General features: G+C 69.4%; 20 protein-coding genes. 13 read left to right on the top strand and 7 right to left on the bottom strand.

Going from position 1 to position 24,772, the window contains the following annotated elements; genetic code table 11:
* Positions 1-19: 19 nt before the first annotated feature.
* The 3 genes from ribB to ASF39_RS11820 form a co-directional block, all read right to left on the bottom strand.
* Positions 20-1,096, bottom strand: a complete 1,077-nt coding sequence (gene ribB, locus ASF39_RS11830; protein WP_055885654.1) for a 3,4-dihydroxy-2-butanone-4-phosphate synthase — start codon at positions 1,094-1,096, stop codon at positions 20-22.
* A 160-nt stretch (positions 1,097-1,256) separates the two neighbouring features.
* Positions 1,257-2,360 (bottom strand): chorismate synthase, encoded by a 1,104-nt coding sequence (gene aroC, locus ASF39_RS11825; protein WP_055885651.1) that lies wholly within the window; start codon positions 2,358-2,360, stop codon positions 1,257-1,259.
* A 53-nt stretch (positions 2,361-2,413) separates the two neighbouring features.
* A complete protein-coding gene (locus ASF39_RS11820; protein ID WP_200938207.1) occupies positions 2,414-3,547 on the bottom strand; it encodes an anhydro-N-acetylmuramic acid kinase in 1,134 nt (377 codons plus the stop codon).
* 130 nt (positions 3,548-3,677) lie between these two features.
* On the opposite strand from ASF39_RS11820, the gene tyrS reads away from it, so the two are divergent.
* A complete protein-coding gene (tyrS, locus tag ASF39_RS11815) occupies positions 3,678-4,931 on the top strand; it encodes a tyrosine--tRNA ligase (protein WP_056284093.1) in 1,254 nt (417 codons plus the stop codon).
* Between the two features lie 99 nt (positions 4,932-5,030).
* Here the strand turns inward: tyrS and ASF39_RS11810 are convergent, their stop codons facing one another.
* Positions 5,031-5,960: a histone deacetylase family protein gene (locus ASF39_RS11810; protein ID WP_055885644.1), complete on the bottom strand. Its 930-nt coding sequence runs from the start codon at positions 5,958-5,960 to the stop codon at positions 5,031-5,033.
* Positions 5,961-6,136: 176 nt separating this feature from the next.
* On the opposite strand from ASF39_RS11810, the gene ASF39_RS11805 reads away from it, so the two are divergent.
* The 6 genes from ASF39_RS11805 (at position 6,137) to ASF39_RS11780 (ending at position 12,118) form a co-directional block, all read left to right on the top strand.
* On the top strand, positions 6,137-6,772 hold the full coding sequence (locus tag ASF39_RS11805) for a L,D-transpeptidase (protein ID WP_055885641.1): 636 nt from the start codon (positions 6,137-6,139) through the stop codon (positions 6,770-6,772).
* A gap of 94 nt (positions 6,773-6,866) precedes the next feature.
* Positions 6,867-7,325, top strand: a complete 459-nt coding sequence (locus ASF39_RS11800) for a hypothetical protein (RefSeq protein WP_055885638.1) — start codon at positions 6,867-6,869, stop codon at positions 7,323-7,325.
* A gap of 401 nt (positions 7,326-7,726) precedes the next feature.
* Entirely contained in the window at positions 7,727-8,833 is a 1,107-nt protein-coding gene (locus tag ASF39_RS11795; RefSeq protein WP_056284089.1) for an aromatic ring-hydroxylating dioxygenase subunit alpha, read from the top strand.
* A gap of 81 nt (positions 8,834-8,914) precedes the next feature.
* Positions 8,915-9,112, top strand: a complete 198-nt coding sequence (locus ASF39_RS11790; protein ID WP_055885633.1) for a hypothetical protein — start codon at positions 8,915-8,917, stop codon at positions 9,110-9,112.
* 56 nt (positions 9,113-9,168) lie between these two features.
* Entirely contained in the window at positions 9,169-10,227 is a 1,059-nt protein-coding gene (locus ASF39_RS11785; protein ID WP_056284446.1) for an MBL fold metallo-hydrolase, read from the top strand.
* A 190-nt stretch (positions 10,228-10,417) separates the two neighbouring features.
* On the top strand, positions 10,418-12,118 hold the full coding sequence (locus tag ASF39_RS11780) for a methyl-accepting chemotaxis protein (RefSeq protein WP_056284086.1): 1,701 nt from the start codon (positions 10,418-10,420) through the stop codon (positions 12,116-12,118).
* 41 nt (positions 12,119-12,159) lie between these two features.
* Here ASF39_RS11780 and ASF39_RS11775 read toward each other — a convergent pair whose 3' ends face one another.
* Complete coding sequence (locus ASF39_RS11775; RefSeq protein WP_055885628.1) at positions 12,160-13,335, bottom strand: hypothetical protein; 1,176 nt, start codon at positions 13,333-13,335, stop codon at positions 12,160-12,162.
* A gap of 245 nt (positions 13,336-13,580) precedes the next feature.
* On the opposite strand from ASF39_RS11775, the gene ASF39_RS11770 reads away from it, so the two are divergent.
* The 5 genes from ASF39_RS11770 to hpnK all read left to right on the top strand — a co-directional run bounded on the left by ASF39_RS11770 (position 13,581) and on the right by hpnK (position 19,091).
* The gene (locus ASF39_RS11770; protein ID WP_082494527.1) at positions 13,581-14,717 is read left to right on the top strand and encodes a flippase-like domain-containing protein; all 1,137 of its coding nucleotides are present in this window, start codon (positions 13,581-13,583) and stop codon (positions 14,715-14,717) included.
* An 8-nt stretch (positions 14,718-14,725) separates the two neighbouring features.
* The gene (locus ASF39_RS11765; RefSeq protein WP_244472396.1) at positions 14,726-15,322 is read left to right on the top strand and encodes an ABC transporter substrate-binding protein; all 597 of its coding nucleotides are present in this window, start codon (positions 14,726-14,728) and stop codon (positions 15,320-15,322) included.
* A 71-nt stretch (positions 15,323-15,393) separates the two neighbouring features.
* Complete coding sequence (gene hpnI, locus ASF39_RS11760) at positions 15,394-16,578, top strand: bacteriohopanetetrol glucosamine biosynthesis glycosyltransferase HpnI (RefSeq protein WP_056284083.1); 1,185 nt, start codon at positions 15,394-15,396, stop codon at positions 16,576-16,578.
* 58 nt (positions 16,579-16,636) lie between these two features.
* On the top strand, positions 16,637-18,070 hold the full coding sequence (gene hpnJ, locus ASF39_RS11755; RefSeq protein WP_056284080.1) for a hopanoid biosynthesis associated radical SAM protein HpnJ: 1,434 nt from the start codon (positions 16,637-16,639) through the stop codon (positions 18,068-18,070).
* Positions 18,071-18,251: 181 nt separating this feature from the next.
* Positions 18,252-19,091 carry a hopanoid biosynthesis-associated protein HpnK gene (gene hpnK, locus ASF39_RS11750; RefSeq protein ID WP_056284077.1) on the top strand — a complete coding sequence of 280 codons (840 nt, stop codon included), beginning with the start codon at positions 18,252-18,254 and terminating at the stop codon, positions 19,089-19,091.
* An 80-nt stretch (positions 19,092-19,171) separates the two neighbouring features.
* Here hpnK and ASF39_RS11745 read toward each other — a convergent pair whose 3' ends face one another.
* On the bottom strand, positions 19,172-21,820 hold the full coding sequence (locus tag ASF39_RS11745) for an MMPL family transporter (RefSeq protein ID WP_056284074.1): 2,649 nt from the start codon (positions 21,818-21,820) through the stop codon (positions 19,172-19,174).
* A 686-nt stretch (positions 21,821-22,506) separates the two neighbouring features.
* Between ASF39_RS11745 and hpnH the strand changes: the two genes are divergently transcribed.
* Positions 22,507-23,670: an adenosyl-hopene transferase HpnH gene (hpnH, locus tag ASF39_RS11740; RefSeq protein ID WP_055885609.1), complete on the top strand. Its 1,164-nt coding sequence runs from the start codon at positions 22,507-22,509 to the stop codon at positions 23,668-23,670.
* A 168-nt stretch (positions 23,671-23,838) separates the two neighbouring features.
* On the opposite strand, the gene trmD is transcribed toward hpnH, so the two are convergent.
* Positions 23,839-24,594, bottom strand: coding sequence for a tRNA (guanosine(37)-N1)-methyltransferase TrmD (trmD, locus tag ASF39_RS11735; RefSeq protein ID WP_056284071.1), 756 nt, complete (start codon positions 24,592-24,594; stop codon positions 23,839-23,841).
* Between the last annotated feature and the right edge of the window lie 178 nt (positions 24,595-24,772).

The following is a 24,772-nucleotide window of genomic DNA, read 5'->3' as shown; positions in this document are numbered from 1 at the left end:
CGCTGCGGCCGGGCGATCCTTATCCGTCGAGGCGCTCGTCGCCGAGGAACTCGATGCCGAATCCCGACAGGCCGACGTAGGAGCGCGACGAGGTTGCCAGGTTGCGGATCGAGGCGATGCCGAGATCGCGCAGGATCTGCGCGCCCAGCCCGACCTCTCGCCACTGGCGCACCCGCTGGGCCTCGACGCCTTCGTCGACCACCCGCGAGAGCGGAACGCCGGCGCTGCCGTCGCGCAGGTAGACGAGGACCCCGCGTCCCTCCTTGGCGAAGCGGCGCATCACGGCCTCGATCTGCTTGCCGCCCTCCATGACGTCGGCGACCACGTTGGACCGGTGCAGGCGCACCAGCACGTCGTGGCCGTCGCCGATCCGGCCGTGGACGAAGGCGAACTGCTGCACGGTCTCGAAGGGGGTGGTGTAGGCGTAGCCGGTCATCTCGCCGAACTCGGTCTTGACCGGGAAGCTGCCGACGCGCTCCACCAAGGTCTCGCGCGCCTGACGATAGGCGATGAGGTCGGCCACCGAGACGCGCTTGAGGCCGTGCAGGTCCGAGAACGCCTCGATCTGAGGGCCCTTCATCACCGTGCCGTCGTCGTTGGCGAGTTCGCAGATCACCCCGACGGGGGGCAGGCCGGCGAGCTTGCACAGGTCGACCGCCGCCTCGGTATGGCCGGAGCGCATCAGGACGCCACCCTCCTTGGCGATGAGCGGGAAGACGTGGCCGGGGCGAACGAAGTCGTCCGCGCCCATGTTGCCGTTGGCGAGCGCGCGCACGGTGTTGCAGCGCTGCTCGGCCGAGATGCCGGTGGTGAGCCCGTGCTTGACGTCCACCGTCACCGTGAAGGCGGTGCCCAGAGGCGCGTCGTTGGAGGCGACCATCGGCGAGAGGTGGAGCCGCCGCGCCTCGGCCTGGGTGAGCGGTGCGCAGACGATGCCGCAGGTGTTGCGGACGATGAACGCCATCTTCTCGGGCGTGCACAGGGAAGCCGCGACCACGAGGTCGCCCTCGTTCTCGCGATCGTCGTCGTCGGTGACGACCACGATCTCGCCGCGGGCATAGGCCTCGATGGCCTGCAAGACGTTGGTATGGGGCACGGGGCTACTCGTCGTCGATCCGGTTGCACGCCTCTCCCGTCACGGGACGGAGAGGGATGTGGGGACGGCCGAGACGATGCCTGCCAAACCGAGACAGCACCGACCGCCGATCCGTCCCGCGCACCCGCGCCGGGCCGCCCGGCAGGGTTCGCAGATAGGCTCAGCCGGGTTTCCCGACCTGCCCCCGATGGCGCAGATAGTGATCCGCCAGCACACATGCCATCATCGCCTCGGCCACCGGCACGGCGCGGATGCCGACGCAGGGGTCGTGGCGGCCCTTGGTCACGAGGTCGACGTCTCGGTTGTCGCGGGTGACGCTCATGCGCGGGGTCAGGATCGACGAGGTCGGCTTCACCGCGAAGCGGCAGACGATCGGCTGGCCGGTGGAGATGCCGCCGAGCACGCCGCCGGCGTGGTTGGCGAGGAAGGTCGGCCCGCCGCCGTTGCCCGAGCGCATCTCGTCGGCATTGTCCTCGCCGCGCAGGGCGGCGCTCGCGAAGCCGTCGCCGATCTCGACGCCCTTGACGGCGTTGATCGACATCATCGCGGCGGCGAGATCCGCGTCGAGCTTGCCGTAGATCGGCGCGCCGAGGCCGGGGGGGACGCCCTCGGCCACCACCTCGATCACCGCGCCCACCGACGAGCCGTCCTTGCGGATGCCGTCGAGATAGCCCTCGTAGAAGGCGGCCGCCGTGGCGTCGGGGCAGAAGAACGGGTTGCGCGCGACCTCGTCCCAGTCCCACCTGGCGCGGTCGATGGCGTGCGGCCCCATCTGGACCAGGGCGGCCTGGATGATGATCTCGCCCGGCAGCACCCGGCGGGCGATGGCCCCGGCCGCCACCCGCGCGGCGGTCTCGCGCGCCGAGGAACGGCCGCCGCCGCGGTAGTCGCGAAACCCGTACTTGGCGTCGTAGGCGTAATCGGCGTGTCCCGGCCGGTAGCTGTCGCGGATCTCGGAATAATCCTTCGAGCGCTGGTCGGTGTTGGCGATCTCCAGGGCGATCGGGGTGCCGGTGGTGAGCTGGACGCCGCCGGTGCGGTCGTCCGCGAACACGCCCGACAGGATGCGGACCTCGTCGGCCTCGCGGCGCTGCGTGGTGAAGCGCGACTGGCCGGGCTTGCGCCGGTCGAGCTCGGCCTGGATGTCGGCGGCGTCGATGGGGATGCCGGGGGGGCAGCCGTCGACGACGCAGCCGAGGGCCACGCCGTGGCTCTCGCCGAAGGTGGTGACGCGAAAGAGATGGCCGAAGGTATTGTGCGACATGTCCCTCCCGCTCTAGCGCGGGTTTCCCCGCAGGGCCAGCACGGGCACGCGACTTAGGGGCGCGACAGCACGCCCCCGGTCATCGCCTCGCGCACGCCGGTCGTGCTCGGGAAGGTGATCGGCAGCCCCTGCATCGAGCGCACGGCCAGGTGCGCGAAGGCCTGGGCCTCGAGGTAGGCCGAGGACCAGCCGATGGCGTCCGCCGTCGTGATCTCGGCGCGCAGGTGGTAGTTCAGGAGCCGCACCAGCTCGCCGTTGCGGGCGCCGCCGCCGGCGACGATCCAGCGGGTGGGGATCTCGGGGGCGTGGTCCAGCGCCCTCGCCACGGCGCGGGCGGTGAAGGCGGTGAGCGTGGCCGCACCGTCCTCGGTGGAGAGCTGCCCGGCGAGCTTGTGCGAGAACCAGTTGCGGTCGAGCGACTTCGGTGGCTTTCGCGCGAAGAACGGATGGATCAGGAGCCAGGCCAGCAGCGGCTCGTCGGGGCGTCCGCGGGCGGCGGTGCGGCCGCCGTCGTCCAGCGGCCGGCCGGTGCGCTCGCGCATCCAGTCGTCGATCAGCGCGTTGCCCGGCCCGGTGTCGAAGGCGACCACGTCGCCGTTCGAGGCGATCAGGGTCGCGTTGGCGACGCCGCCGATGTTGAGGATGCCGAGCGCCCCGCTGAAGCCGGAGGCCTTGGCCAGCGCCTTGTGGAACACCGGCACCAGGGGCGCCCCCTGGCCGCCGGCCAGCACATCGGCGTGGCGCAGGTCGGAGACGACCGGGATGCGCAAGCGCCGGCTGAGCGCGGCACCGTCGCCGATCTGCACGCTCATGCGCTGGTCGGGCCGGTGGACCACGGTCTGGCCGTGGAAGCCGATCACGTCGATGTCGGCGGGCGTCAGGCCGTTGTCGGCGAGGAACGCCTCCACCGCCTCGGCATGGGCGGCGGTGACGAAGGCCTCGGCTTGCGCCAGGCAGCCCGGACGCTCGTCGCGGTCGGTCACGCCCTCCGAGTCGACGAGCGCCCGACGCAGGAGTTCGCGATCCTCGTCCGTATAGGCGCGGTAGCCGGTGGGACCGAGGGGTTCGAGATAGCCGTTGTGGCTGTGGACCACATGCACGTCCTCGCCGTCGGTCTCGATCAGCGCCACGTCGACGCCGTCCAGCGAGGTCCCGCTCATCAGGCCGATCGCCCGCACCATCGCCATCCGCCGTGCCTTTCCCGGTCCGGGCTGCTAAGAGCCCGCTCCACCATTGCGTGACCAGCGGGCTAGCACGCGGGCGTGGGCGTGTCGCGCCACCGCTCCGGGCCCGCCCCAGACGAGACGGATTGATCCGATGTCCGCCCTGACCTCCGACTTCCTGCGCATCCTCCAGGAGCGTGGCTTCATCCACCAGTGCTCCGACCTCGACGGGCTCGACGGCGCCCTGAAGGCCGGACGGATCACCGCCTACATCGGCTTCGATTGCACCGCCGCCTCGCTCCACGTCGGCTCGCTCGTGCAGATCATGATGCTGCACTGGCTCCAGGCGACAGGCCACAGGCCGATCGTGCTCATGGGCGGCGGCACCACCCGCATCGGCGATCCCACCGGGCGCGACGAGGGCCGCAAGGTGCTCTCGGCCGAGGACATCGAGGCCAACAAGGCCGGCATCGCCCAGGTGTTCTCGAAGTTCCTCACCTTCGGCGACGACGCGGCGCTGATGGTCGACAACGCCGAATGGCTGAGCGGCATCAACTACCTCGACTTCCTGCGCGACGTCGGCCGGCACTTCTCGATCAACCGGATGATGTCGTTCGACAGCGTGCGCCTGCGCCTGGAGCGCGAGCAGGAGCTCTCGTTCCTCGAATTCAACTACATGCTGCTGCAGGCCTACGACTACGTCGAGCTCAACCGTCGCTACGACGTGACCCTGCAGATGGGCGGCTCCGACCAGTGGGGCAACATCGTCAACGGCCTCGATCTCGGCCGGCGGATGGGCACCAAGCAGCTGTTCGCCCTGACCACGCCGCTCTTGACCACGTCCTCGGGCGCCAAGATGGGCAAGACCGCCGCCGGCGCCGTCTGGCTCAACGCCGAGATGCTGAGCCCGTACGATTACTGGCAGTTCTGGCGCAACACCGAGGACGCCGACGTCGGCAAGTTCCTGCGCCTGTTCACTCTTCTGCCGATGGCGGAGATCGCCCGGCTCGCCGCGCTCTCGGGCGCCGAGATCAACGAGGCGAAGAAGGTGCTGGCCAGCGAGGCCACCGCGCTGATGCACGGCCGCGAGGCGGCGGACGCCGCCTCCGAGACCGCGCGCAAGACCTTCGTCGAGGGCAGCGTGGCGCAGGACCTGCCGAGCGTCGCGGTGCCCCGCGCCGCCCTGGAGGCGGGGCTCGGCGTCCTCACCGCCTTCGGTCCCGAGCAGGCCGGGCTGGTGCCCTCCAACGGCGAGGCCCGGCGCCAGATCAAGGGCGGGGGCCTGCGCGTCAACGACATCCAGGTCACCGACGAGAAGGCGGTCCTGACCTTGGCCGACGTGACGGCGGACGGGGTGATCAAGCTCTCGTTCGGGCGCAAGAAGCACGTGCTGCTGCGGGTGGGGTAGGGCGGCTCAGGGTCCCCACGGAAATCAGTGCGTCGATCCACCGAGCTTTGACAGGTCGAATCGCGTCGCGAGACGACGCACTGATTTCCGTGGGAGCCCTTACCGCCCCATCAGCGCGTCCATGTGGGCGGCGACCGAGCGGCCGAGGCCGGTGAGGTCGTAGCCGCCCTCGAGGATCGAGACGACCCGGCCGCCGGCGTGGCGGTCGGCGATCTCCATGAGGCGGCGCGTCGCCCAGCCGAAATCGCTCTCGTCGAGGCGCAGGTGGGCCAGCGGGTCGAGGCGATGGGCGTCGAAGCCCGCCGAGATCACGACGAGATCCGGCGCGAAGGCGGCCACGCGCGGGAGGATGCGAGCCTCGAAGGCCTCGCGGAACACCGGGCCGTCGTCGCCGGCCGCGAGCGGCACGTTGACGATGGTGTCGTGGTCGCCGCGCTCGGAGGCTTTTCCGGTTCCCGGGTAGAGCGGCATCTCGTGGGTGGAGGCGTAGAGCACCGCCGGGTCGTCCCAGAAGATGTCCTGCGAGCCGTTGCCGTGGTGGACGTCCCAGTCGATCAGAGCGACGCGGGAGGCGCCGAAGGTTTTTCGCGCATGACGGACGGCGACCGCGGCCGTGTTGAACAGGCAGAAGCCCATCGCCTGGGCGCGCTCGGCATGGTGCCCGGGCGGGCGCATCGCCACGAAGGCGTTCGCGCAGCCCCGCGCCATCACCGCATCGACGGCGTGCACGGCGCCGCCCACCGCCCGCAGGGCCGCCTCGAGGGTGCCCGGCGACATCAGGGTGTCGTTGTCGATCTGGACGAAGCCCTCCCGCGGCGACCGCTCGACGATGGCGCGGACGTAGGCCTCGGGATGGGCGAGGGCGACGACGGCGGGGTCGGCGAGGGGAGCCTGCGCGCGCAGCAGGCTGGCAAAGCGCTCGTTCTCGAGGACACGCTCGATGGCGCGGATGCGGTCGGCGGATTCCGGGTGGCCGGCGGGCATCGCATGGTCGAGGGCCGCGGAATGGCTCACGTACAACGTCGTCACGGCGTCCCCCCGGCGGCTCATCGACCGCTCTGTCACCCTGCCGCAACAACCGAAGCAATTGCGCAACGGTTCGGCCGCTCGACCCTACGCCGAGACGACGCGAGAGGTTAAGATTGTTTTCATCCCGACGAACACGGTCCTCGAACCTGAAGGCGGGCTTTTAGACAGGCACGTCCATGCGCTTTCCCGTTCCGGTCATGATGGCCGTCCTCGCGTCCGCCACCCTCGCGGGCTGCAACAACCGGACCGCGCAGACACCGCCGGTGGTCCAGGTCGCCGCCGCGACCCCCGCGGTCCCGTTGTCGCCCGAAGCCCGCGACAAGGAATGGATGAAGCTCGCCCCGCAGGGCGGCGTCGACCCGAAGATCGCCCGCACGATCGTCGACAACCCGACGAAGGAAGCCCCCGGGACGATCGTGGTCGTCACCAAGGAGCGCAGGCTCTACTACGTGCTGCCGGACGGCAAGGCGGTGCGCTATCCGGTGGCCGTCGGCAACGCCGGCATGGCCTGGGCGGGCACCGCCAACATCGACCGCAAGAGCGAGTGGCCGGACTGGAACCCGCCGCCGGAGATGCTGGCGCGCCGCCCCGAACTGCCCAAGCGCCTGGAGGGCGGCCCGACGAGCCCGATCGGCGCCCGCGCGCTCTATCTCGCGGAAGGCAAGAAGGACACGCTGTTCCGCATCCACGGCACCAACGAGCCCGAGAAGATCGGGCAGGCCGTGTCCTCCGGCTGCATCCGCATGCTCAACGAGGACGTGGTCGATCTCTACGATCGCATCCCGATCGGCACCAAGGTGGTGGTGCGCTGAAGACGGGGCGGTCCTATTCGGCTTCCGAGGGCCAGTCTTTACCGTTCGTTAAGCATGTTTTGGTCAGGTGCTGACAGAACGCGAGGACACAGCGATGTCGGAAGCCGCCCGTCAGTACCCCAGCCAAGAAGCCCCCGCCCGGCAGGCGCCCGGCCCCCTGCGGGACTGGCTGACGGCCATGAAGGCGGCCACGGCTCTTCCCGCCGAAGCGGCGGCCGAACCGGCCCCGCAGCAGGCGGCCTCGTCGTGGTCGCCCCGGGTCGTCACGCCCCCGGCCCCCGCGCAGCCGGCATCCGAGGCCCGGCCGACCGCCTCTCCCGACGTCGAGGGCGACGTCGCCGACCTCATGGCCGAGAACATGATGCTCAAGGCCAAGCTGCGCATCGAGGAAGACCGCTACAAGGACCTTCAGTCCATCCTCGCCCAGGAGCTGCGCGACCTGCGCGCGCACATCGACAGCGAGATGGACGAGCTCAACGAGATCCGCGCCGAGCGCGACCTGTGGATGGCGCGGGCCGAGGCCCTGGCCCAGCCGCTGTTCCAGAAGCGCTGAGGCGGTGCCGGCCGCGGGGTAGGACGCGGCCACCGGGCGTCACCACCGAGACGACGAAGGGCCGCCCGATCGCTCGGGCGGCCCTTCCATTGCCGAACCACTCGTGTCCGGCCGAACGTGGCTGAGTTGCTCTGGCGAGATCAGTCGATCAGGCCGGAGGCGACGGTCCAGGTCCGGTGAGCCGGGGAGAGCGGCTGATGACAATGAGACACTGGATCACCTCCTTTCGTTCGTTGCGATGACGGGAAGGTAGGCGGCGAATGCGGCGTTGAAAAGCCCTGCGGCGGGCATGCGCGGTCTCGCCGCTGGCCCGGCGATGCGGGTGGCTCCCCCGGCCGCGGCGGCGTAAGACGTCGGCATCGTCATCGTCATCGTCGACCGACGGACCAGCCCAAGGCGCCATGCTGTCGAACACCACACGGCCGGACCCCGGCGACGGCGGGATCGCCCCCGAACCGGATACCGCCCTCGATCCCGATGCCATGCGCCGGCCCTTGAGCGACGCGTGGTACTGCGTCGGTCGCTCGGACGCCGTCTCGGGCACCCGTCTGAAGGCGGTCGACCTCGACGGGGAGCAACTCGTCCTCGGGCGCGACGCCGCCGGGCAGCCCTTCGCCCTGCGCGACCGCTGCCCCCACCGCGGCATGGCCCTGTCGAAGGGTCGCTTCGACGGCGAGGGGCTGACCTGCCCGTTCCACGGGTGGCGCTTTGGCCTCGACGGCCGCTGCCGCGACGTGCCGACCCTGTCCTCCTCCGACCAGGCGGACTTCTCGAAGATCGCGGTCCAGCGTTTTCCCGTCCGCGAGAGCGCCGGGTTCCTCTGGGTCGATCCCTATCTCGGTCCGGCCGGCGGCGACGCTCCCGCCCTGCCGGAACTCGGTTTCGAGGCCGCGGGGATGGCCGTGGTCGAGCTCGTGGTCGAGGCCTCCTTCGACCTCACCACGCTCAGCCTGGTCGATCCGGGCCATGTCGCCTTCGTTCACGACTCCTGGTGGTTCAGGCCCTCGAAGACCCTGCGGGAGAAGGTGAAGACCTTCACGCCGACGCCGCACGGTTTCACCATGACGAGCCACGGCACCACCACGAGTTCGCCCGTCTACAAGCTCCTGGGCGGGGCGCCCCAGGTCGAGATCGAGTTCCGCCTGCCGGGCGTGAGGCTGGAGCGGATCGAGGCCGGAGCGAAGCGCGTGGCCAACTACACCTTCGCCACGCCGCTCGGCCGCAACCGCACGATGCTGACGAACGCGCTGTACTGGAACATGCCGGCCCTCAACCTCCTGAAGCCCGTCGCCGGCGTGCTGATGCGCCAGTTCCTGACCCAGGACCAGCAGGTGCTCCAGCATGCCCAGGCCGGACTCGACCGCAAGCCGACCATGGTCCTGTTCGGGCAGGGCGACCTGCCCTCGCAATGGTACTTCCGGCTGAAGCGCGAGGCCCTGACCGCGCAGGCGGAGGGAAGGGCCTTCCGCAACCCGTTGGCCCGGCAGGAACTGCGCTGGCGCTCGTGAAGGGGGCGTCGTGCGGCTGAAACCTTTCGCCCCGCCGTTGCGTAGGCGGGGTGTCCGGGTTCGAGCCGAGGGGCCAGTCGCTTGCCGCAGCATTATGTCGTCCGGCGCTCCCGCCTCGGGCGGTTCAACTTCACCCTGCTGGCCAACCACGGCCGCATCACCGGCGTCGTGACGGTTCCCACCGAGAACCGGTCCAAGGCCGAGGTCGAGCAGGCGGCGCACGACAAGATCCGCGCCCTGGCCGCCGAACTCGCCGCAGCGACCTCGGCGCCGACCTGAGCGGCCGCACGCGACCGCGCCTTGACGACGGACCGGCGGTGGCCATCTCGTTTCTGATGAAACGGCGAAGCCTGATCGCGACCATGAGTGCGGCCACGATGATGACCCTCGGGGGTGTCGGCTATGCCGCGCACCGCCGCGGGCGCAACCCCTATTACAGGGGGCCGCAGAGCGATCACTTCGACGGCCTGCGCTTCCACTCTCCGCAGCAGCCGGCCGACAAGGAGTTGGGCGACCTGTTGCGCTGGCAGCTCTCCCGCGCCGGAGAGGCGTGGCCGCGCCAGTTCCCCAGCCCCTACCCGCCCGACAAGCCGCCCGAGCGTTCGAAGGCCCTGCGGGTGACCCTGATCGGGCACGCGAGCTACCTGTTCCAGGTCGCGGGCCGCAACATCCTGGTGGACCCGGTCTATGCCAAGCGCGCGAGCCCGCTGCGCTACGCCGGTCCCAAGCGCGTCAACCCGCCCGGGATCGCCTTCGCCGATCTGCCGCCGATCGACGTGGTTCTGATCACCCACAACCACTACGACCACCTCGACGGCCCCACCGTCGCCCGCCTGTGGCAGGAGCACCAGCCCGTAGTCGTGGCGCCGCTGGGCAACGACGTCATCCTGAAGAGCTACGACGACACGATGGCGGTGATCGTGCGGGACTGGCACGAGGCGGTCGACCTGGGCGGCGGCGTCACCGCGCATCTGACCCCCGCCAACCACTGGTCGGCCCGGGGCGTCAACGACCGGCGCATGGCGCTGTGGTGCTCCTACGTCCTGACCGGTCCGGACGGCGTGATCTATCACTCCGGCGACACCGGTTTCGGCGACGGCGCGATCTTCCGGGATGCGCGGGCGCGCTTCGGAGCACCGCGCCTCGCGACCCTCCCGATCGGCGCCTACGAGCCACGCTGGTTCATGGAGAGCCAACACATGAACCCGGCCGATGCGGTCGACGCCGCCGTCTTGCTCGGCGCGCAGGAGGCCCTCGGACATCACTGGGGCACGTTCCGTCTCACGGACGAAGGGATCGAGCGGCCGGCGGAGGCTCTGGCCGTCGCGTCCTCGGAGCGCGGCGGAACCGTCCCGTTCGTGGCGATGCGGCCGGGCCAGGTCTGGCGGGCGTGACGCAAGTCTGGCGGGCGTGACGGAGGTCTGGTCGGCGTAGCGTATTCGGCCCGTCGACGGCCGGATCGCCGCCGCGAGGACTGTCGAGGCGACAGTCCTCGTGGCGGATCGCCAACCGCGTGAATGGTTAATTAGGACTTCGTCTGCAGGTTATCCCGCAGGGAGGGCCGTCCTCCGCGCGGACCGTCCGATGCCGTTCTTCCGAAGCCTTACCGCCAAGATCATCCTGCTCGCGGCGGTCGCGATGACGGCCCTGTCGGGATTGCTGTGGCTGGCGACGGCCGGGGAGGTGGCCGACCAGCTCGACCTGCGCCAGCGCCAGGAAGGCGAGCGCCACCTGCGCACCCTGGCGCTGGTGTTCGATTCGCGGGTCGACGGCAGCCGGCTCAAGCTCGACGGGGACAGGATCGCCTCGGTCTCGGCTCCGAGCCTCGCCGCCCTGTCCGACATGGCCATCGTCGACATGGCGGTCGCCTACGCCGGCGGGACGGCCACGGTGTTCACCTACGACAAGGAGCGCGACGCCTTCGTGCGCCGCATCACCACGGTCAAGAAGGAGAACGGAGAGCGCGCGGTCGGGACGGCGCTGGCCTCCGACCATCCCGCCCAGGTCAAACTGAGGGCCGGCACCGATTATCGCGGCCGTGCCACCCTGTTCGGGCGCGAGTTCTTCACCGTTTACCAGCCGACCTTCGACGGCGGCGGCCAGGTCAACGGCGTCCTGTTCGTGGGTCTGCCCCTCGACCCCTACACCGCGCTCTATCGCTCGACCATGACCACCATGGCCCTGGCGGCGTTCGGCATCACGCTGGTCGGCTGTCTCCTGGTCGGCTTCGTCGCCATGCGGCTGCTGCGCCCGCTGTCCGCCATCGCCCGTCGCACCGGGACGCTCGCACACGGCGACATCGACAGCCCGATCGGCTTCGAGACGCGCCGCGACGAGGTCGGGTCGATCGCCCGTGCCCTCGACGGCCTCCTCGACACGAGCCGGCAGGCCCGCATGCTGGAGGCCGACCAGCGTGCCGCCTCAAGCGACGACCGGAGTCGTCGCGCGCGCCTCGACGGCGAGATCGAGCGGTTCCGCAGGACCGCCTCCGATGCGGTCCGAAGCTTCGGCGACCGCATGAGCGCGATGCGCGGGCGCGCCACGGACATGGCCTCGCTGTCTAACGAAGCCTGCCGCGCCGCCGAGGGCGCCGCCGCCGGCTCCCGGGAGACCTCCGCGCACGTCCAGACCGTGGCGAGCGCCTCCGAGCAGCTGTCGGCCTCCATCGGCGAGATCGGCGCGCGCATCGCGCACGCCAAGCGCGAGGTCGAGGGGGCTTTCGAGGAGGCCGCCGCCACCAACCGCCAGATCGGCGATCTGTCCGCCACCACGCAGCGGATCGGCGACGTCGTCGGCCTGATCCGCGCCATCGCCGAGCAGACCAACCTGCTCGCCCTCAACGCCACCATCGAGGCGGCGCGCGCCGGAGACGCCGGACGCGGCTTTGCGGTGGTGGCCTCCGAGGTGAAGCAGCTCGCCAGCCAGACCGCCAAGGCCACCGACGAGATCGCCAGCCAGATCGCCTCGGTGCAGATGTCGACGGGCACCGCCGTCGACGCCATCGGGCGGGTGACCGGCCGCATGGCGACGATCAGCGCCACCACCGCCGACCTCGCCGATGCGGTCACGGCCCAGGGTGCGGCCACCGGCGAGATCTCGCGCAACGCCGGCGAGACGGCCGGCACCGCGGTCGCTATCGCCCGCGACCTCGACACCGTCACCGGCGTCTCCCAGCGCACAGCCGCCATGGCCATGAGCGTGCAGGAGACGGCGACCTCGGTGGAGACGGTGGCCGCGGGGCTGGAAGCGGAGATCGACCGCTTCCTGCGCGCCGTCGCCGCCTGACGCCGCCCCGCAAGCGGGACGGCGTTCCGCGCCTCGGGTTCCTAGAAGTAGGACCGCAGCGGTCCGCGACGGCGCACGTCGAGGGTGGCGCAGTGGAACGAGCCGCCGAACGGCCCGTACGACAGGAAGGGCGCCGGGATCGGGTCGAAGCCCCAGTCCTTGAGGGCCTTGATCAGCGTCGGCTGGCTGGCGTCGACGACGATCTTCTTCTCGTCGATGGCCAGCACGTTGATCGAGGTCCAAGGCGAGCACATCGAGATCTTGCTCATGAAGCCCTCGACCGGGTCGGGCCGCGGAGCGATCAGCACGTCCCACTTCTTCAGGACCGCCGGCAGCTTCTCGACGTCGATGTAGTCGGGGTTCACCAGCACCTTGCCCGGCGCCAGCGGCATGAACGACGAATCGATGTGCATCGGCTGCGGGCAGCGGCTCTCGATCTCGTGGATGCGGAACCCCGGGCCGAGGTGGCGGCGCAGCCACTCGATGCCCATCAGGTTGGTGACGTTGGAGCGGGTCACGAAGAGGTCGCGCCCGCAGCGCACGAAATCAGCGGCGTCGAAGACCGGCTCGAACTCGTTGACCGTGAACTGCATCGGCTCGCCGGCCGCCAGGTTCGGCACGCGGTAATCGTAGTTGTAGAGCTTGTCGGACAGTTCGGGCCGCGGCGCCGAGGTCCAGCGGGCACCGGCGCGGAAGTATTCCTTGAACAGCGACCGGTAGGCGTCACCCTCGAAGTAGCGCGAGCGCCAGCACATCGGTGACTCGATGATCTCGTCGCCGATGACCAGGTAGGGGTCGCGCGGACAGGCGACGCAGAAGCCGCGGGAGGACCAGCGCGGAGCGTTGTACTTCTTCGAGAAGTCGATCGAATCGGGCCGGCGAACCTTCACGCCTTCGCCCGCCAGGATCGAGATGAAGTTGTCGAGCTCCTGCTGGGCGAGCTTCTTCATGAACTTCGGGTAGCGGAAGCCGGCCGCGAACCGATAGAACGGCTGCGCCGCCCGCGGCAGGTTGAAGATCACCGTCAGGTGGTGGGAGGGGATCGTCGCGCCGTCGAGGCTGCCGACGATGACCTCCTCCAGCGGGTCCCACTCGTTCCAGGCCATCACCGGGCTGTGCGGCACCGGCGTTCCGGTCCGATCGGTGGACGCGTAGGCGCCGATGCGCGCGTCGTCGCGCACGGAATCGTCCGCCGTGATGTGGGAATCGCGGTCCATGTCTCTGATCATCCCCTAAGCGTCCGGCGCGGCGGTTTGTCCTTCGAGTCCCGGGCTGCCTGAACCATGGGTTTCGGGCAGCCGGACCTGTGCCGCTTTGATCCGCACTGTGTCCCCGGGGTGATAGACAACGCCGCGCAAAGCTGCAACTTGCCTCGATGCTCATCGGTCCCGGCGGTCACTAGTCGAGCGGTATCGCAGCGTTACCACGACCTCTCATCTTCGCCGCCGGTCGAAAGGGGATCATGAAGCGACTGACGACACTGGCTTTGATCGTCGGCCTCTGCACGGTCGTCGGCCTATTCCTGTCTTCCGGCCCGGAAGACGTGGCGGCCGCGGTGGCGAGCGCAGGCTGGGGTGCGCTGATCGTCGTCCTCGCACGGGTGTTCGCCGTCGGTTGGGCGGGACTCGGCTGGTTCGTGATCTTCCCCAAGGCCGATCGGCCGAGCCTGTGGGACTGCGTGGTCCTCCGCTTCGTGCGCGAGGGCATCAACACCCTGCTGCCGGTGGCCCAGGTCGGTGGCGATCTGGTCGGCGCCCGCCTGCTCACCCGGCGCGGCCTGGGCGGCGGGCTGGCCGGTGCCAGCATGTTCGTCGACCTGATGACCCAGGCGGTGACGCAGTTCCTGTTCACCATCGCGGGGCTGGCCGCCCTGATCTGGATCGCCGGCGACGGCCCGGTGGTGCGGACCGTCGCCGGCGGCCTCGTCCTGGCCGCCCCGGCACTCGCCATCTTCTTCGTGATCCAGCGCCGCGGCGGGCATCTCCTCGTCCAGCGCCTGCTCAACCGTTTCGCCGCCGGCCGCGACTGGCGGGCCCTGGGGGCCGTCGACGTGCTCTACGAGGGCCTGCGCCGCCTCTACGGCGCACCCATGCGGGTGGGAGCCGGCATGGGCGTCCATCTCGTCGGCTGGCTGATCGGCACGGTCGAAGTCTACGTCGCCCTCCATTTCATGGGCTATCCGGTCACCATCCTCGAAGCCATCGTGATCGAGAGCCTGGCCCAGGCGGTCCGCGGCGCGGCCTTCGCGATCCCCGGCGCCCTCGGCGCCCAGGAGGGCGGACTCATCGCCCTGTGCGCGATCTTCGACATTCCGGCCGAGGTCGCCCTGGCCCTCTCCCTCGTCAAGCGCCTGGCCGACCTTCTCGTCGGCGTGCCCGGATTGTTCGCCTGGCATGCCCTCGAGGGCCGTCCCGGGAACGACCCCGAGCGGGGAGGGGCCGTGGCCGATTCCCATCGCGGCGACCGCCAGACGGCCCCCTACGAGGCTGCGAACGAGCCGGGCCAGGCGCCGTCGTCGCCATCGGCGCAAGCCGACGGTGGGAGACTCGCAGAGAAGGGAAGCCTTGCCGAGACAGGAAGGCTCAGAAAGTGCGCCTGAGGGACGTCCTGGCAGGGGTGGCGTTGGCGGCGGCTCTATCCCTCTCCGGTCTCACGACCGTCGCGGCCGCCGACGATCCCGCGGTTGCGACGGTGACCGCCGTCTATGCCAGCTTCGAGACCGCCCTGAAGGGCGGTGGCGGCATCAAGGACCGTCTCGCCGCCATCGAGAAGACGATGGCCGAGACCTTCGACTTTCCGGCGATGGTACGGGTCGCGGTCGGCCCGAAGTGGAAGAGCTTCACCCCCGAGCAGCAGGGGGCGCTGACCGAAGCCTTCGCGCAGTACTTTTCGACGACCTACGCCAATCGCCTCGCGCAGGCCCAGGGCGGCAAGTTCACGATCAAACCGGCCAGCGAGCCGCGCGGGACCGGCCGCTCCGTCGAGACCGAGGTCGCCAACGGCGACGGCGACACCTCGCAGATCGACTTCCTCGTGGGCGCCGGCAACCGGGTCCAGGATGTGTATCTCAACGGCAACGTCAGCGAACTCGCTGCCATGCGGGCGAGCTTCGGCGACAGTTTGAAGGCCGGGGGGGCTAACGAACTCCTCAAATTCCTACGAGAACGGACGACGGGAATGCTCGCCGCCAAACCGGCGCCTTGAATTCCGGCGATCGACGATCTCGTGCCGCCCGTTGGCACTCCTCACGCGCCCCGTGACCCGAGCGAATTTCCATGGACCTGACCTGGCTGTCTTCGCTGTGCCTGCTGCTGGCGTTGGCCGGTTGCGTCTACGGCCTCGGCGCGGCGCATCTGGCCGGCCGCTTCGCCCGTCGGGCGCCGGCCGCCCTGCCGGACGCGGCGCCGCGACCGTCGGTGACGCTGCTCAAGCCGCTCTGCGGGATCGAGCCCAACCTCTACGAGAACCTCGAGACCTTCTGCCGTCAGGGCTACGCCGGCCCGGTCCAGGTGGTCTTCGGCGTCCAGAGTGCCGCCGACCCGGCGATCGGGGTGGTGCGTCGGCTGGCCGATGCCTATCCGGCGGTCCGGCTCGACCTCGTGATCGATGCGCGCCAGCACGGCGCCAACCGCAAGGTCTCCAACCTCATCAACATGGCGAGCCACATCGCCCACGACGTGGTCGTTCTGGCCGACAGCGACATGGTGGTGCGGCCGGACTACCTCGAGCGCATCGTCGCCGAACTCTCCGTCGAGGGCGTCGACGGGGTCACCTGCCTCTACCACGGCGTCCCGGCCAACCGGAGCGTGTGGGCCTATCTTTCGGCGCTGGCCATCGACGTGCAGTTCCTGCCCAACGTGGTGATGGGCACGGCACTCGGCCTCGCCCGCCCGTGCTTCGGCTCGACCATCGCCTTCACCCGTGCCGCCCTCACGCGGATCGGCGGCTTCGAGACGTTCCGGGACGATCTCGCCGACGATTACGCCATCGGCGAGGCCCTGCGCGCGGACGGCGGCGTGGTCTCGATCCCGACCTTCACGGTCGGCCACACCTGCGTCGACACCGATCTGGCCGGCCTGTGGCGGCACGAGCTGCGCTGGAATCGGACCATCCGCAACGTCGATCCGCTCGGCTATGCCGGGTCCATCGTCACCCATGCCTTTCCCCTCGCCCTGATCGGCGCCCTGATCCCCGGTGCCGGGCAGCATGCCCTGGCCGTGGCCGCCCTGGCGCTCGCCTGCCGCATCGTCCTGTGCGTGCGCCTCGAACGCGCCTTCGGCCTGCCCGCGCACCCGTATTGGCTGTTGCCGATTCGCGACATCCTCTCCTTCGCGAACTTCGCCTGGAGCTTCGTCTCGGGTGCGGTGACATGGAAAGGTCACGATTATCGGGTGGTTGCGGACGGCACCCTGATCCCGGAACGAAGCCTCGGCCGCGACGCTGGCGCGACGCCGCTCTGACGCCCGCCGCTCACTCGACACCCGCCCATCCCGTACTCTCGCTGAGGCCTTGAACCCCATGCGCACGCTCTTCCTCCAGGCCCCCACCTTCGACGGTTTCGACGGCGGCGCCGGTTCCCGCTACCAGGCCAAGCGCGAGATCAAATCGTTCTGGTACCCGACCTGGCTGGCCCAGCCCGCCGCCCTGGTGCCGAACTCGAAGCTGATCGACGCGCCCCCGCACAACATCAAGCTCCACGAGATCGTGGCCCAGGCCAACGACTTCGACCTCGTGGTGCTCCACACCTCGGTTCCGTCCTTCAAGTCGGACGTGAAGACCATCGAGGCGCTGAAGGCGGCCAATCCGAAGCTCATCGCCGGCCTCATCGGCGCCAAGGTCGCCGTGGATGCCGCCGGCGCCATGGCCCAGGCGCCCTGCGTCGACTTCTGCGCGCGCAACGAGTTCGACTTCACGGTCAAGGAAGTTGCCGACGGCACGCCGATGTCGGAGATCAAGGGCCTGTCCTACCGGGACGCCGACGGTGTCGTGATCCACAACGTGGACCGCGAGATCATGACCGACATGGACCAGCTGCCGTTCGTCACCAGCGTCTACAAGCGCGACCTGGAGATGGAGAAGTACTTCATCGGGTATCTCAAGCACCCCTACATCTCGTTCTACTCCGGCCGTGGCTGCAAGAGCCGCTGCACCTTCTGCCTCTGGCCGCAGACGGTCGGCGGCCACACCTACCGCACCCGTTCGGTCGCGCACGTGATCGAGGAGATCAAGTACTGCCTGAAGGAGTTCCCCCAGACCAAGGAGTTCTTCTTCGACGACGACACCTTCACCGACAACCTGCCGCGTGCCGAAGAGATCGCCCGCGAGCTCGGCAAGCTCGGCGTGACCTGGTCTTGCAACGCCAAGGCCAACGTGCCGCGCGAGACGCTGAAGGTGCTCAAGGAGAACGGCCTGCGCCTCCTGCTGGTCGGCTACGAGTCCGGCAACCAGCAGATCCTGAACAACATCAAGAAGGGCATGCGCGTCGAGGTCGCCGAGAAGTTCACGAAGGACTGCCACAACCTCGGCATCGCCATCCACGGCACCTTCATCGTCGGCCTGCCCGGCGAGACCCGCGAGACGATCCAGGAGACGATCGCCTTCGCCAAGCGTATCAACCCGCACACGATCCAGGCCTCGCTGGCCGCGCCCTACCCGGGCACCTTCCTCTACAAGCAGGCGGTGGAGAACGGCTGGCTCGATGTCGCGAACGCCGAGCTCGTCGATGAGAACGGCGTCCAGATCGCGCCGCTTCACTATCCGCACCTGTCGCATGCCGAGATCTTCGCGGCGGTGGAGGAATTCTACCGGAAGTTCTATTTCCGCGCCCCCAAGATCGCCTCGATCGTCTCCGAGATGGTCCGCTCGCCCGACATGATGAAGCGCCGCCTGCGCGAAGGCGTCGAGTTCTACCGCTTCCTCAAGGAGCGCCAGGGTACCGCCAAGGCCGCCTGAGCGACCGAACCTCTCCATTCCAACGGCGGCCGGGCTGAAAAGCCCGGCCGTTCTGCATTCGAAAGGGGTCCGGGGCCGAGGCCCCGGCAGGTGCGGGGCGGAGCCCGGCTCTGCGTGCCGTCGCAGGGTTTTGCCCCGCACCTGCGGGTTGGCTTGCACCCTCGGCACCCGGAGATGCCTCGTGAAGCGATTGGTTGTCACAGCCGACGATTTCGGCTTGAGCCTTCAAGTCAACGAAGCCGTGGAGCAGGCCCATCGCGAGGGGATCCTCACGGCGGCGAGCCTGATGGTGTCGGCACCGGCCGCCACCGATGCGGTGGCGCGTGCGCGGCGCATGCCGTCGCTGCGCGTCGGACTGCATCTGGTCATGGTCGAGGCCTGGCCGACGCTACCGGCGTCGGACCTGCCCGACCTCGTCGGTGCGGACGGACTCATCCGCCGGGACATGGGCCGGCTCGGGCTCGATCTGGCCCTCAAGCCGAGCGCCCGCCGCCAGCTCTCGGCGGAGATCGCGGCGCAGTTCGAGGCCTACCGGGCCACCGGCCTGCCGCTCGATCACGTCAATGCCCACAAGCATTTCCATGTGCATCCCCTGATCGCCGGCCGGGTGCTCGCCATCGGCCACGGATACGGGATGCGCGCCATCCGCGTCCCGCGCGAGCCGCGGGCGGTCCTGCGCGCCGCCGAACCCGGATGCGAGCCGAAGCCGGCCCTCGACATCGCGCCCTGGGCCGCGCTGCTGGCGGTGCGGGCCCGCCAGGCCGGCCTGCTGATCCCGGACCGCACCCTCGGCCTCGCCTGGTCCGGCGCGATGACTCCGGCCAGGGTCGCCGGCCTGCTGCGACACCTGCCGGACGGGCTGACCGAGCTCTACACCCACCCCGCCACCGGCGCGGGCTTTCCCGGCGAGGCGCCGGGCTATGCCTACGCCGCCGAGCGCGACGCGCTGGTCGCACCGGACGCGATCACGGCGATCGAGCGAGCCGGAGCGGTCACGGGCGGCTTTTCGGATTTCTCCTGATCCGACCCCGACCGTCGCGCTGGACGAGCCTTCGCGACGGTCGGGATCCGTGTCTCTCGCGGACGGCAGGCCGGTAAGGGCTATTTCACCGCCATCGGCTCGGACCGCGCCGGCTTGCGGCCGGGGACAGCGTCGTCGCCTTCCGGGCGCTTCGGGTCGGGCTGCTTCGGCGGAGGGCCGAGGAAGGCCGGGACCACGAAGAAGGCCGCCACCAGGGTGAAGAACAGCGACAGGGCCAGCAGCTTGCCCATGCTCGCCGTCCCCGGGTGGCTCGACAGCACCAGCGAGCCGAAGGCGGTCCCCGTGGTGAGTGCGGAGAAGAAGATCGCCCGCGTCAGGCTCGAGGCCAGCATGTCGACCACGCCGGCCCGCCAGGCGATGACGTAGTAGATATGGAAGGCCACGCCCACCGCCAGCATCAACGGCATCGCGATGATGTTGGCGAAGTTGAGCGGCATGCCGACGATGTGGAGGGCCATCAGCGTCCACAGCGTCGCCAATACCAGGGGGCCCAGCGTCATCGCCACGTCCCAGGGTTTGCGCAGGGCCACCGACAGGATGATGAAGATGAGGACGAGCGCGGTGAGCGCCGCCTGCACGAAGGCGCCGAGGATCGTGTAGCTCGACGAGGTCGTGGCCACCGGCGCACCGGTGGCGTGGGGCGCGACGCTCTGCACCTCCTTGGCGAAGCGGCGCAGCACGACGTTGTCGTTGGCGTCGCCGCTCGGATGGACCTCGATGCGCGAGCGGCCGTCGCTGGTGATCCACTCCGCCTTGAGCTGCGGCGGCAGGGTGGCGATGGACAGGACCTGCGGGTTGAGGAGGCCGCCGAGGCGGGTCAGCAGGGTCTTCAGGTCGGTCGTGATCGCGACGTTGGCCGCTTCGCGCATGGCGGCGGAGCTGCCGGCGAGCTTCTCGAGGGTGGCCGCGAGCTGGCCGGCCGCCTTGGCGCCCCCGGACGGGCCGGTGGCGATGCCCTTGAGCGCGGTGGCCCCTTCCTTGAGGGCCTTGACCGTATCGGCATCCGTGGGCGGCGGCGGCTTGCGGGCCGGGTTGAGGATGGGGCCGAGCAGCTGGGCCGCCTCGATGACGATCGCGCGCTTCTGCTCCTGGTCCGGCGGGACGAAGGTCTGGATGTCGATGACGCGGGCCACCGAGGGGAGGGCGCGCAGTTTCGCCGCCAGCTCGGGCACGGCCTCGACGGAGGGGGCGATGACGTCGATGAGGTTGGGACTGGTCTCGGGATCCTTGATCAGATCGAGGTAGGTGGCGATCGATTCGACCTTGGGGCTGCGCAGGTGCATCGGGTTCGAATCGAACGGCAGCTTGAACAGTAGCGGGATGCCGGCCACCGTGATCAGGCCGACCACGATCAGCACCGCCTTGCGATGTTCGATGATCCAATGGTCGACGCCCGCCATCCAGGCGGTCTCGACGGCACGCTTCTCGATGCGCGGCTTCATGACGGCGATGAGGGCCGGGAGCAGCGTCAGGGAGAACAGATACGCCACGACCATGCCGACGCCGGCGATGAGGCCGAGCTCGGACACGCCGCGAAAGGCGGTGGGCAGGAAGGCGAAGAAGCCTGCGATTAACGAGATCGCGGCGAGGGTCAGCGACCAGCCGACGCCGCGGGCCGCCGCCCGGATGGCGGAGGGGATGTCGGGCTGCTCGAACCGGTCGGCCCGGTAGCGCACGGCGAACTGGATCCCGAAATCGATGCCGAGGCCCACGAACAGCGCCGCGAACGCCACCGAGATCGGGTTGAGCTCGCCGACCATCACGAGGCCGAGGGCCGCGGTGACGATGAGGCCCGAGAAGGTGGTGATCATCACGGCGACCACGAGGGCGCCGGACCGGAGCGCAAGCCACAGGAACAGCAGGATGGCGCCCACCGTCACGAGGTTGTTGAGGAGCGCGTCGTCGGCCAGGGTCGCGAACTCGTCGTCGGAGACGGCGACGGGGCCGGTCAGGCGCAGGCGCAGACCATGCGCGTCGTCGATCTTGAGGTCCTGGGCGATGCTGCGGATCAGCTTGGTCGCCTCCGCCCCCGGTTGCAGGGCATTGAAGTCGAGGACCGGCTGGATCATCACGAACTTGCGCAGTTCGGTGCTCTGGGTCTTGCCGTTGGAGAGCAGGAGCTGCCACGAGAGCCGTGCCGGCTTGCCGGCCATCACCGCCTGCAGCGTCTCGTCGATCCGGGTCATCGGACCTTCGAGGTCTTCGATCTTGGCGTCGCCGCTCTTGATGCCCCGCGCGCCGAGGCCGAGGACGCGCATCAGGCCGCGCAGGGTCGGGTCGGCCGCGAGCGGCCCGAGCAGGCCCTGCTGCTGGATCAGCTGTTCGGTGGTCTTGGTGAGCTCTTCCTGCGACATGAGCAGGAAGCCGTTGCGGTCGTAGAACGGGCCGCCATCGGGCCGGTAGACGGTCTCGATCCGGTCCTTGTTGCCGGCCAGGGCCTTGGCCAGAGCGGCGGCCGCCTCCTCGGCGGTCTCCGGGGTGCTGCCGTCGATGACGGCGACCAGCGTGCCGGTGCGCTGCGGGAACGCCTTCTCGAAGTTGATCTCGTCCTGGCGCCAGGGAACGTCCTTGTCGATCAGCCGCTCGACATCGGTGTTGATGCGGAACAGATGAGCGGCGAGACCGACGCTTGCCACCGTGAGGACGGCGATCAGACCGATGACGAGCCAGCGACGCTGGACGGAGAACGCAACGAGCCGTTCGATCACGAGTACCCTGCCTGCCTATCGGGGCCGTCCTGGACGCGCGGCCGCATCGGAACGCCCGGCTGCACGAGAAGGATGCAGTCCGGACATGAGCGTTCCTGAGGGCGCCGGACTAGCACCTGTCGCTCCGATCCCCGAATCCGGTACGGCCATGGGCCGAACCCGACGGTCGATCGGGAGCGCGTTCGTGTCGCGAGTGCATCGCGACGGAGTCGGGGCTGAGTACGTCGCTGGGACGCGAATTGCAACGAAACGTCAACCACGGCCATGGGAGCAATGGCATGGGACCACGAACATGGGAGCACGGGCGGAGCCGCCGCACCGCACCCACGCTTGCGCGCTCGCCGGACGGGAACGTGCGCCGGCGAGCCCATGAAGACGGCGCGGAGCTGGCATGGCGCCGCCGCATGCCGGATCCGCCGGCGCACGGTGACCGTGAGGCGTCCGCGCTGGGAGACGGGCTCGTGAAAGCGTGCATCCGGGCCTCGGACACCGCCGCCGCGGCGTCATGGCCCAAACGGACCATCCTCGACGAACGCATTCTGTGACACGCTTGCGCCACGATCGAAAACAACACACTGCCGGCTCGTGTCCCCGACCGGTTCCGGCCTAGTCCGCTGGAAATCGACAATTTTTCACGCTAAGCAGCCCGTTGAAAAACGGGGCCAGAACAGCAAAGGAGCCGCGCCTTGGGCATTCCCCTTCGGTACGTCGCGAAGATTGGCGGCTACATCCTCAAGCAGCACCTCACCGGTCGCAAGCGCTATCCGCTCGTGATGATGATGGAGCCGCTGTTTCGCTGCAATCTCGCCTGCGCCGGCTGCGGGAAGATCGACTATCCGGACGAGATCCTGAACAAGCGCCTGCCCGTCGCCGACGCGCTCGAATCCGTGCGCGAGTGCGGCGCTCCCGTGGTGGTGATCGCCGGCGGCGAGCCGCTGCTGCACAAGGATCTGCCGCAGATCGTCGAGGGCATCATCGCGCAGAAGAAGTTCGCGATCGTCTGCACCAACGCGCTGCTGCTCGAGAAGAAGATCAAGGAGTACAAGCCGAGCCCGTACTTCACCTGGTCGATCCACCTCGACGGCGACAAGGAAATGCACGACGGCTCCGTGTGCCAGCGCGGCGTCTACGACAAGGCCGTGGCCGCCATCGCCAAGGCGAAGGAGATGGGCTTCCGCGTCACCATCAACTGCACCTTCTTCAACAACTCGTCGCCCGACAAGATCGCCGACTTCTTCGACAGCGTGACGAAGATGGGCATCGACGGCATCACCGTCTCGCCCGGCTACGCCTACGAGCGGGCCCCCGACCAGCAGCACTTCCTCAACCGCAAGGCGACCAAGGACCTCTTCCGCGGCGTCTTCCGCCACGGCAAGGAGAAGGGCCGCGAGAAGTGGACCTTCCAGCAGTCGGGCCTGTTCCTCGACTTCCTGGCCGGCAACCAGACCTACCATTGCACGCCCTGGGGCAACCCGACCCGCACCGTTTTCGGCTGGCAGAAGCCCTGCTACCTGCTCGGCGAAGGCTACGCGGCCACCTTCAAGGAGCTGATGGAGGAGACCGACTGGGATTCCTACGGCACCGGCAACTACGAGAAGTGCGCCGACTGCATGGTCCATTCGGGCTACGAGGCCTCCTCCGTGGTCGATTCGGTGAAGAAGCCGTGGAAGCCGCTGATCCACGCGATCCGTGGCATCAAGACCGAGGGTGCGATGGCTCCCGAGGTCAGCCTCGAGAACCAGCGCCCGGCCGAGTTCGTGTTCTCCCGCAACGTCGCCGAGAAACTCTCCGAGATCAAAGCCTCGGGCGTCGACACCAAGCGCGAGGCGCGCAACCGCACCGCCGCCTGAGTCGACCCGATCCGACGAGACGGGACCTCGCTCCCGTCTTGTCGGATCGACCGTCGATGGACGTCAGACAAACTCCGTTCGATTGCTCCGCGATGCGGATTTTGCCTTCGCTCAGGTGCCGCGCGGGCCCAGTGATACGGCTCTCGCTCGATCCAGGCGGGAGCCGTATCACGCGTCGTTTTGACCCCGGTTATCCTCCGGGAAACGCCCGCCGGCACCGAACGCTGTCGCGACCCGGTCTCCGGCCAAGAGGTCCGGGCGTCGCTCCCGAGTGATCCGCAAGGCGTTCTGCGATCGCCACTCGGCGATGGCGGCGTGATTTCCGCCCAAGAGGATGTCCGGGATGGTCCGGCCTTCCCACTCGCGCGGCCGGGTGTAATGCGGATATTCGAGCCGCCCCGACTCGAAGCTCTCCTCCACCCCCGACGCGACCTTGCCCATGACGCCCGGCAGCAGGCGAACGCAGGCATCGAGCAGCACCAAGGCGGCGATCTCGCCGCCCGAGAGCACGTAGTCGCCGATCGAGACCTCCTCGAGTCCGCGCCCTTCGATCACCCGCTCGTCGACCCCTTCGAACCGGCCACAGACGATGACCGCGCCGGCGCCTTCGCTCAAGGCCCGAACCCGCGCCTGCGTCAGCGGCCGGCCCCGTGGGCTCATCAGCAGCCGCGGGCGCGTATCCGCGGCCACACTGTCGATGGCCGCGCCCAGCACGTCGCAGCGCAGCACCATCCCGGCGCCGCCCCCCGCGGGCGTATCGTCGACCGCCCGATGGCGGCCGAGGCCGTGCTCGCGGATCTGGCGAGCCTCCAACGCCCAGATCCCCCGCGCCAGCGCCTCCCCCGAGAGGGACAGCCCGAGGGGTCCGGGAAACATCTCCGGATAGAGGGTGAGAACGGTCGCATGCCAGGGACGTGTCGTCATGACGCCTGATGGCGTGATGACCGTCGTGGGGTCAATTCCCCGGCCGGCCTCGCCTCGCCGCACAGGCCACGTCACCAACGAAACGGTCGGGGCAACGGTGATGCCGGACCCGGTGGCGGGTCAAGGCGTCGCCGGCGACGCGCCCGAGCGTGGGCGGACCGGCTTGCGAGCCGCAGCG

The sequence above is a fragment of the Methylobacterium sp. Leaf108 genome (assembly GCF_001423265.1).
Lineage (GTDB): Bacteria > Pseudomonadota > Alphaproteobacteria > Rhizobiales > Beijerinckiaceae > Methylobacterium.
This window is presented reverse-complemented; position numbering and strand designations above follow the sequence as displayed.